Source organism: Janthinobacterium algoris, from assembly GCF_051380935.1.
Classification (GTDB): Bacteria; Pseudomonadota; Gammaproteobacteria; order Burkholderiales; family Burkholderiaceae_D; genus Janthinobacterium.
In genome coordinates this window covers 51,116-57,711 of the sequence record NZ_JBNYXZ010000029.1, presented here as the reverse complement: position 1 = coordinate 57,711, position 6,596 = coordinate 51,116, and the positions used below count along the sequence as shown (strand labels likewise).

Annotated in this window: 9 protein-coding genes and 2 tRNA genes; 7 read left to right on the top strand and 4 right to left on the bottom strand. The window is 62.9% G+C overall.

Going from position 1 to position 6,596, the window contains the following annotated elements; all coding sequences use genetic code 11:
* The first annotated feature begins 179 nt into the window (after positions 1–179).
* Positions 180–371 carry a PEP-CTERM sorting domain-containing protein gene (locus ACQ4W7_RS28040; RefSeq protein ID WP_436534973.1) on the top strand — a complete coding sequence of 64 codons (192 nt, stop codon included), beginning with the start codon at positions 180–182 and terminating at the stop codon, positions 369–371.
* 102 nt (positions 372–473) lie between these two features.
* On the opposite strand, the gene ACQ4W7_RS28035 is transcribed toward ACQ4W7_RS28040, so the two are convergent.
* Together ACQ4W7_RS28035 and ACQ4W7_RS28030 are read right to left on the bottom strand one after the other, a co-directional pair.
* A tRNA-Lys gene (locus tag ACQ4W7_RS28035) sits at positions 474–549 on the bottom strand.
* 79 nt (positions 550–628) lie between these two features.
* Positions 629–704, bottom strand: a tRNA-Lys gene (locus ACQ4W7_RS28030).
* Positions 705–824: 120 nt separating this feature from the next.
* Here ACQ4W7_RS28030 and ACQ4W7_RS28025 point away from each other — a divergent pair.
* Genes ACQ4W7_RS28025 through ACQ4W7_RS28015 form a run of 3 tightly spaced genes read left to right on the top strand, consistent with a single transcriptional unit; the run spans position 825 to position 2,766 of the window.
* Positions 825–1,283, top strand: coding sequence for a MarR family winged helix-turn-helix transcriptional regulator (locus ACQ4W7_RS28025; RefSeq protein WP_436534971.1), 459 nt, complete (start codon positions 825–827; stop codon positions 1,281–1,283).
* The gene (locus ACQ4W7_RS28020; protein WP_436534969.1) at positions 1,280–2,119 is read left to right on the top strand and encodes an MFS transporter; all 840 of its coding nucleotides are present in this window, start codon (positions 1,280–1,282) and stop codon (positions 2,117–2,119) included. Before ACQ4W7_RS28025 ends, ACQ4W7_RS28020 begins: the two co-directional genes overlap by 4 nt.
* Positions 2,068–2,766 (top strand): MFS transporter, encoded by a 699-nt coding sequence (locus tag ACQ4W7_RS28015; RefSeq protein WP_436534967.1) that lies wholly within the window; start codon positions 2,068–2,070, stop codon positions 2,764–2,766. The genes ACQ4W7_RS28020 and ACQ4W7_RS28015 overlap by 52 nt, the downstream gene beginning before the upstream one ends.
* Here ACQ4W7_RS28015 and ACQ4W7_RS28010 read toward each other — a convergent pair.
* Positions 2,760–3,848, bottom strand: a complete 1,089-nt coding sequence (locus tag ACQ4W7_RS28010; protein WP_436534965.1) for an NADH:flavin oxidoreductase/NADH oxidase — start codon at positions 3,846–3,848, stop codon at positions 2,760–2,762. The genes ACQ4W7_RS28015 and ACQ4W7_RS28010 overlap by 7 nt on opposite strands.
* Positions 3,849–3,954: 106 nt before the next feature.
* On the opposite strand from ACQ4W7_RS28010, the gene ACQ4W7_RS28005 reads away from it, so the two are divergent.
* Positions 3,955–4,269, top strand: a complete 315-nt coding sequence (locus ACQ4W7_RS28005; RefSeq protein WP_426074790.1) for an ArsR/SmtB family transcription factor — start codon at positions 3,955–3,957, stop codon at positions 4,267–4,269.
* 157 nt (positions 4,270–4,426) lie between these two features.
* Here ACQ4W7_RS28005 and ACQ4W7_RS28000 read toward each other — a convergent pair whose 3' ends face one another.
* Positions 4,427–4,597 carry a hypothetical protein gene (locus ACQ4W7_RS28000; protein WP_436534963.1) on the bottom strand — a complete coding sequence of 57 codons (171 nt, stop codon included), beginning with the start codon at positions 4,595–4,597 and terminating at the stop codon, positions 4,427–4,429.
* Between the two features lie 396 nt (positions 4,598–4,993).
* On the opposite strand from ACQ4W7_RS28000, the gene ACQ4W7_RS27995 reads away from it, so the two are divergent.
* Together ACQ4W7_RS27995 and ACQ4W7_RS27990 are read left to right on the top strand one after the other, a co-directional pair.
* Complete coding sequence (locus tag ACQ4W7_RS27995) at positions 4,994–5,326, top strand: hypothetical protein (protein ID WP_436534961.1); 333 nt, start codon at positions 4,994–4,996, stop codon at positions 5,324–5,326.
* 129 nt (positions 5,327–5,455) lie between these two features.
* Entirely contained in the window at positions 5,456–6,580 is a 1,125-nt protein-coding gene (locus ACQ4W7_RS27990) for an acyltransferase family protein (protein ID WP_436534959.1), read from the top strand.
* The last annotated feature ends 16 nt before the right edge of the window (positions 6,581–6,596 follow it).

Here is a 6,596-nt window from a genome sequence, read left to right as displayed (position 1 = left end):
AGGGCTTGAGTCATGAGAAGGCTGCTGATTGAGGTTGTCCAACAGTGTACGCAAAACGTGTCTGGCTTTGAATAGCGGCCAGCTACGGTGGGGTACATAATCACACGACTCTAGACAGTTACCTGTGCAATAATGGATTCAGTTTTGCCGGAACGGTTCTGGAAGGTGTTTCCACGGACGTGATAACGATTAGTGATTTTAAAAATATAGGTAATGGTCTGCCCCTATATGCCATTGGTGAGATTGTCTTGAATGGATCGTTGGTATCGCCCGTTCCTGAGCCAAGTACCTATGGAATGTTGCTTGTCGGAATTGTTGCGATTGGGTTGCAGGCAAGAAGGCGGCGCGGCGCCAAGCCTGATATGGCTTGAGATGCCACGGAGGGGGGGCATGTACGACTGTCGTGTGCTAGCGCAGATGCGGCGGAAACAAAAAAGCCCACGAACCGGGTTCGTGGGCTTTCCTGAAGTATTTGGTAGGCCGTGCGGGATTCGAACCTGCGACCAACGGATTAAAAGTCCGCTGCTCTACCAGCTGAGCTAACGACCCAAAAACTTTGACTACTTGCTGCGGTAATACAGTGCGGTGCGTGCTTGCCATGACGGCATGCAAACGGACTGCAAATTCTTGGTAGGCCGTGCGGGATTCGAACCTGCGACCAACGGATTAAAAGTCCGCTGCTCTACCAGCTGAGCTAACGACCCAAGGGCGGCTATTATGACGGCCAACGGCGGTTTTGGGAAGGGCTGGGTTGGAAAAAAGCCTTGCGTTGCCTTGAAGCGAGGGATAATATAGGTAGGTAGCCTACCTATTTATGTGATCCTATGCCCACAACCGAAGACCTTCCCATCCCCGAACGCGCGCTGGCGCTGTCCGATGACTTGCGCCTTGCGTTCAAGCGCCTGCTGCGCTCCATGCAGCGCAAAGGGGGCGAGCTGGAAGGCAGTGTGTCGATGATGCAATACATGCTGCTGGCCCTGATTCACGAGCAGCCCGGCATCGGCGTGGCCGCGCTGGCGCGTCTGCAGAATGTGCGCGGGCCCACCGTCAGCGCGCAGGTCAAGTCGCTCGAAGAAGCGGGGCTGGTCGAGCGCAGCGCGCCCGATCCGCAAGATCGCCGGCGTTCGGGCCTGCAGGTGTCCGCGCAAGGCCTGGCCATGCTCGAAACCTTGCGCGCGCGCCGCCGCGATGCGCTGGCGCGGCGCATCGCCCGTTTATCGCCGCAGCAGATCGACGCTCTGGCCGCCGCCATGCAGCCGCTGCTTGAGATCGGCCAGGCATGAGTGGCCACGATCACACCGCCGACGTGGCCAAACCCGTCACCGAACGAGAAGTGCGCGCCATCTACCTGGGCCTGATGGCCGTGCTGGGCTTGGGTGCGCTGAACCAGAGCATCGTCGCCACGGCCTTGCCGCGCATCGTCGACGACCTGGGCGGCATGGCGCATCTGTCGTGGGTGGTCACGGCGTATGTGCTGGCCTCGACGGCCACCATGCCCCTTTACGACAAGCTGGCCGACCAGTATGGCCGCCGCCCGATGATCTTCACTGCCTTGCTGACCTTCTTGCTCGGTTCCGTGCTGTGCGGGCTGGCGCAGAACATGACGGAACTGATCATATTCCGCGCCATCCAGGGCCTCGGTGCGGGCGGCTTCATGCCGCTGGCGCAAATCATCATCGGCGACATCGTGCCGCCGGCCGAACGGGGCAAGCGGCAGGGCATGGTACCCATCGTGTTTGCCGTCACCAGCGTGCTGGGCCCCGTGCTGGGCGGCGTCATCACGGATGCCCTGTCGTGGCACTGGATTTTCTATGTCAACCTGCCCATCGGCGCGGCCGCTTTTGTCATCATCACGCGCGCCATGCGCAAACCCGCGCGCACGCACGCGCACCAGATCGACTATCTGGGTTCAGCCTTGCTGACGGGCGCCATCACGGCGGCCCTGCTGGTGCTGGCGCTGGGCGGCACCGAGTGGCCGTGGGATTCCTTGGCCATCAAGGTATGCGGCGGCATTGCCGTGCTGCTGGGTATCTGGCTGGCCTTCCACGTGAGCAGGGTGGACGACCCGTGCTGCCGCCCGACCTGTTCGAAAACCGCACCTTCAATATTGCCAGCCTAGTGATGGCCATGACCTTCATGGGCCTGATGGGCGCCAGCGTCTTCTTTCCCCTGTTCTTCCAGCTGGTGATGGGCACGAGCCCGGCGGAGTCTGGCGTGATGACGGTGGCCATGATGGTGGGGCTGGTGGCGTCGTCGATGTTCAACGGCCGCGTGTTGTCGCGCTCGGGCAAGTACAAGATGGTGCAGGTGGCGGGATTGGCCGTGGCGGTGCTGGCGTTTGCCGTGCTGGCGTGGGCCATGGCAACGTCGCGCGGGTACTGGATCATCGAACCGGCCATCTTCTTCCTCGGCACGGGGCTGGGACTGGTGATGCCGAACATGACGATTGCCGTGCAAAATGCCTTGCCCCTGGCGCGTCGGGGCGTGGGCACGGCCATGCTGGCCTTTTTCCGCTCATTGGGCGGCTTGCTGGGCGTGACGGCGTCCGGCGCCATGCTGGCGCATCAGCTGCACCAGCATGGCGTGGAAACCGTCTCGGCACTGGGCGCGCATGCGGCGGTACAGACGGTGGAAGTCTACCGGCACGCGATCGCCAGCGTGTTTGGCGCTGGCGCCGTGCTGCTGGTGTCGGGACTGGTCTTCCTGCTATTCCTGCCGGAATTGCCCCTGGAGGGGCATCCGGCGATGGTCAAGGACGATCAATAGCGTTCCAGCCAGTGCGCGTACGGCGCCGGCAGGGTCCACGAGGCGCGTTCCACGCCGAGTTCCTTGGCGGCAAAATATGCCCAGTGCGGATTGGCCAGGTGCGCCTTGCCGACCATCACCACGTCGAGCTGTTCTTCCTTGACGACGCGCTCGGCGATGGCTGGCGTGCCGAAGCCCCAGGCGGACGAGACGGGCACGCCCGCTTCGCGGCGCACTCTTTCGGCAATCGGGCCCATGAAGGCCGGGCCCCATGGGATAGCCACGTCGGGAATCGTGAAGCCCATGCTGACGCTGAGCATATCCATGCCGGCATCCTTGAACTGGCGCACCAGGCCGATCGATTCGAGCAGGGTTTGCTCGTCGCGGCCGTCGAATTCCAGCACGCCAAAGCGGATCGTCAGCGGCAAGTGTTCGGGCCATACTGCACGCACGCCTTTCAAGGTTTCAAGCAGGAAGCGGCTGCGGTTTTCCAGGCTACCGCCATAAATGTCGGCGCGCTGGTTCGAATGGGCGGAAAAGAAGCTTTGCGCCAGGTAGCCGTGGGCAAAGTGCAGTTCCAGCCATTCGAAGCCGACTTCGCGGGCGCGCACGGCCGCATCGACGAAGTCCTGTTGCACGCGGGCTATATCGTCGAGGTCCATGGCGCGCGGTACTTTCGGCAGGCCGCCGCCAAAGGCGATGGCGGACGGGGCGATGGTTTGCCAGCCGCGCGCGTCGCCTTCAGCGATATGGTCGTCGCCTTCCCATGGGCGGTTGGCGCTGGCCTTGCGGCCTGCGTGGGCGATCTGGATGCCGGGCACGGAGCCGGCTGCCTTGATGGCTTTTACCACCGGCACGAAGGCTTGCGCCAGATCATCATTCCAGATGCCCGTGCAGCCGGGCGTGATGCGGCCTTCGGGCGCCACGGCTGTCGCTTCGACGATCACCAGCCCCGCGCCGCCACGGGCCATGCCCGCGTAATGCGACAGGTGCCAGTCGTTGGCCTGGCCATCGACGGCCATGTACTGGCACATCGGTGGCACGGCGATGCGGTTGCGCAGGGTGATGTCTTTAAGATTGAATGGTTGGAAGAGGGCGGACATGGTGGCCTTTGTGTTTGTTGGTGGACAGGTAGAGAAATATTGGTTCGGTAGTTCGTAAATATTCGAATAATGAAATTAGTATAGCGCATGCTGTATGATTCTGCTCATGCGTCCACACAAACACCCCTCCGCCAGCGAATTCGTCCTCGAACGCCTGCTCTACGCCTTGAGCGACACTATCCGCCTCGACATCGTGCGCCACCTGGCCAGAGTTGACGCGGCCGCCTGCGGCGACCTGGACGGCGGGCGGCCAAAGTCGACGGTCTCCCACCATTTCAAGGTCTTGCGCGAAGCGGGGCTGGTGTGGACGGAAAACACGGGCACCACGCACATGAACCGCTTGCGCCGCGCCGACATCGACAGCCGCTTTCCAGGCTTGCTGGCAGCCATCTTGCAGCAGCCGCAAGCGGATCAGCCCTGAATCTGCCGTAGACTACCTGCAAGATTGCCGAATTTGCAGCACGCCTGTGCAGTCCTAAGCTGAAGGGTTGATGACGCATGAAAATTCTTGCACGGTATCGCTGGTGGTGCGCCGCCTCTTTCTTTGTTTCTTTCTTGCCGCTGGCCGGTTGCTGGCCTTACACGGAGCCGGCCACGGGCGAATACGCCGCTGTGCTGCGGCGTGGCGAAAAGGTGACCAAGGCCGACACATACGGCAGGTTTGCCGCCTTGTCGGTGGAGTACCGCCAGGGCGGCGGCTCCTTGATGTCCGGCGAGAACCACTCCATGCGGCTGATACATAAGGACAAAATCGTCGTCAATGCCACCGATGGCATTGAACGCTGGAGCGAATTCGCCCAGCCCGTATATTCTGTCAGATTGTCTGACGATAACAGCGTGCTGGCATGGCACAAAAACGGTGCGCGCAGTTGGGAGGTGCGCCCGGACGGTATCGCGCCTGGAGCCGCCGGTGCACGCAATGCGGTCGAACAATTGTTTATCAGCGATCAAACCGGCTACCGGACCTGTTTTGCCGCCACCAATGCCGCCTGCCAGTCCGGTTGGCGCACCGCGAACGCCGCCGAGCTGCGCAAGACGTTTTCAAAGCATGGCGATGCGCCGCCGTTTGCCTATGTGCGGCAGCCCCCGCGACCGCTTTCGGCGCCAGGGTCGACTTGCTGTTGTTGTCCGGGAGCTGCTGCCGCGTGCCGTCTTACCTCCTTTATCTCGATGGTGCGCCGGCAGCGGTGGCCGCGCAATTGTCCGCGCGCTTGCGCGAGAGCAAGACGCCGTTCGTGCGTATCGATGAGTGTCCGCACCGCGTCGGCTATGACGGCAAGTGCGCGGCGCAACTGGCACAGCAGATCAAGCGGCCGGAATCGCAGGGACGCGAGCTGGAACAGTTGCTCGATACCTGGGGCGAGCAGGATGGCGTGCTGTTCGTCATGCCGTCCATGGCGGTCGCGGTGCGCGCGAACGAGCGGGGCGGCAGCGTGATCCAGACGATGTTGCGTGCCGATTTGTCGCGCAAGGACTGATATCGATCATCTGCCGCGCGTCACCAAAGTGCCAGGCTCGGCTATGATGTCGGCCTTTCGGTAAATCCTCAGCCGCGCGCCTGTTGCGCGATGGGCTGGCGACACTACCTGGCACGGCAAGGATTGGGAATGACGGCAGCAGCAGTGGTATCACAGGCGGACCTGGAAAATCGTCCGCAGTTTGGCTGGATCAATGTGTTAAAGGCAGGCGCGGCGCAGTTGATCGTGTTGCACCACCTGGCGTTTTACGGACCCATGTCCGACTATGTGCAGCCCCTGTGGCCCGAGTTGATGGACTGGCTGGGCGGCAGCGCGCGCATCGCCGTGCAAGTGTTCCTCGTCATTGGCGGCTTTCTGGTCGCCAAATCCCTTTCTCCGGCCGGCTGCCCCGGCATCGCCACCCCGCTGCAAGCCGTCTGGCGCCGCTATGTCAAGCTGGCGCCGCCCTTCCTGGCCGCCACCTTGCTCGCCGCAGTGATTACTCCCGTGGCTGGCATCTGGATGCTGCACGATTCCATGTCGGCCGCCGTCACCCTGGGCCAGCTGAGCGCCCACGCCTTGCTGCTGCACGGCGTGCTGGGCTATGAGTCGCTGTCGGCCGGCGCCTGGTACGTGGCCATCGATTTCCAGCTGTATCTGCTGACGGTATCAATGCTGTGGCTGGGCGGTCGCCTGGCGGGCCAGCGGCGCATGGGCTGGCTGATGCCGCTGGCCGTCACCGTGGGTATCACCTTTTCCCTGCTGTATTTCAACCTCGACGCGGGCTGGGATAATTGGGCGCCGTATTTCTTTGGCAGCTATGGCCTGGGACTCATGGCCTGGTGGGCCAGCGACCCCAGGCGCAAGCCCGGTGCCATGACCGCGCTCATGGCCATGGCCGCCGTGCCCGTCCTGCTGGCCCTGGCCATCGACTACCGCAGCCGCATCGCGCTGGCCCTGATCGTCGCCTGCGCGCTATTCCTGTTCGGCCGCGCCCGCACGCCTGCCCAGGGGCGGGCCTGGAACGTCATCAACGCCCTGGGGCGCATCTCGTATGCCGTTTTCCTCGTCCACTTTCCCGTCAGCCTGCTGGTGAATGCATTATTTATCACGTATGTTCCGCTGGAGCCGACGTGGCAGGCGCTGGGCATGCTGACCGCCTGGGGGGCCAGCCTGGTGGCCGGGGCGGCGTTTCACCGCTGGGTGGAGGTGCCGCTGGGGCGGGTGGTGCAATCGCTGGTGGGGAAGGCTGGCATGCGGACGGTAACGGCGTAGGCGGGAATGGCGCCGG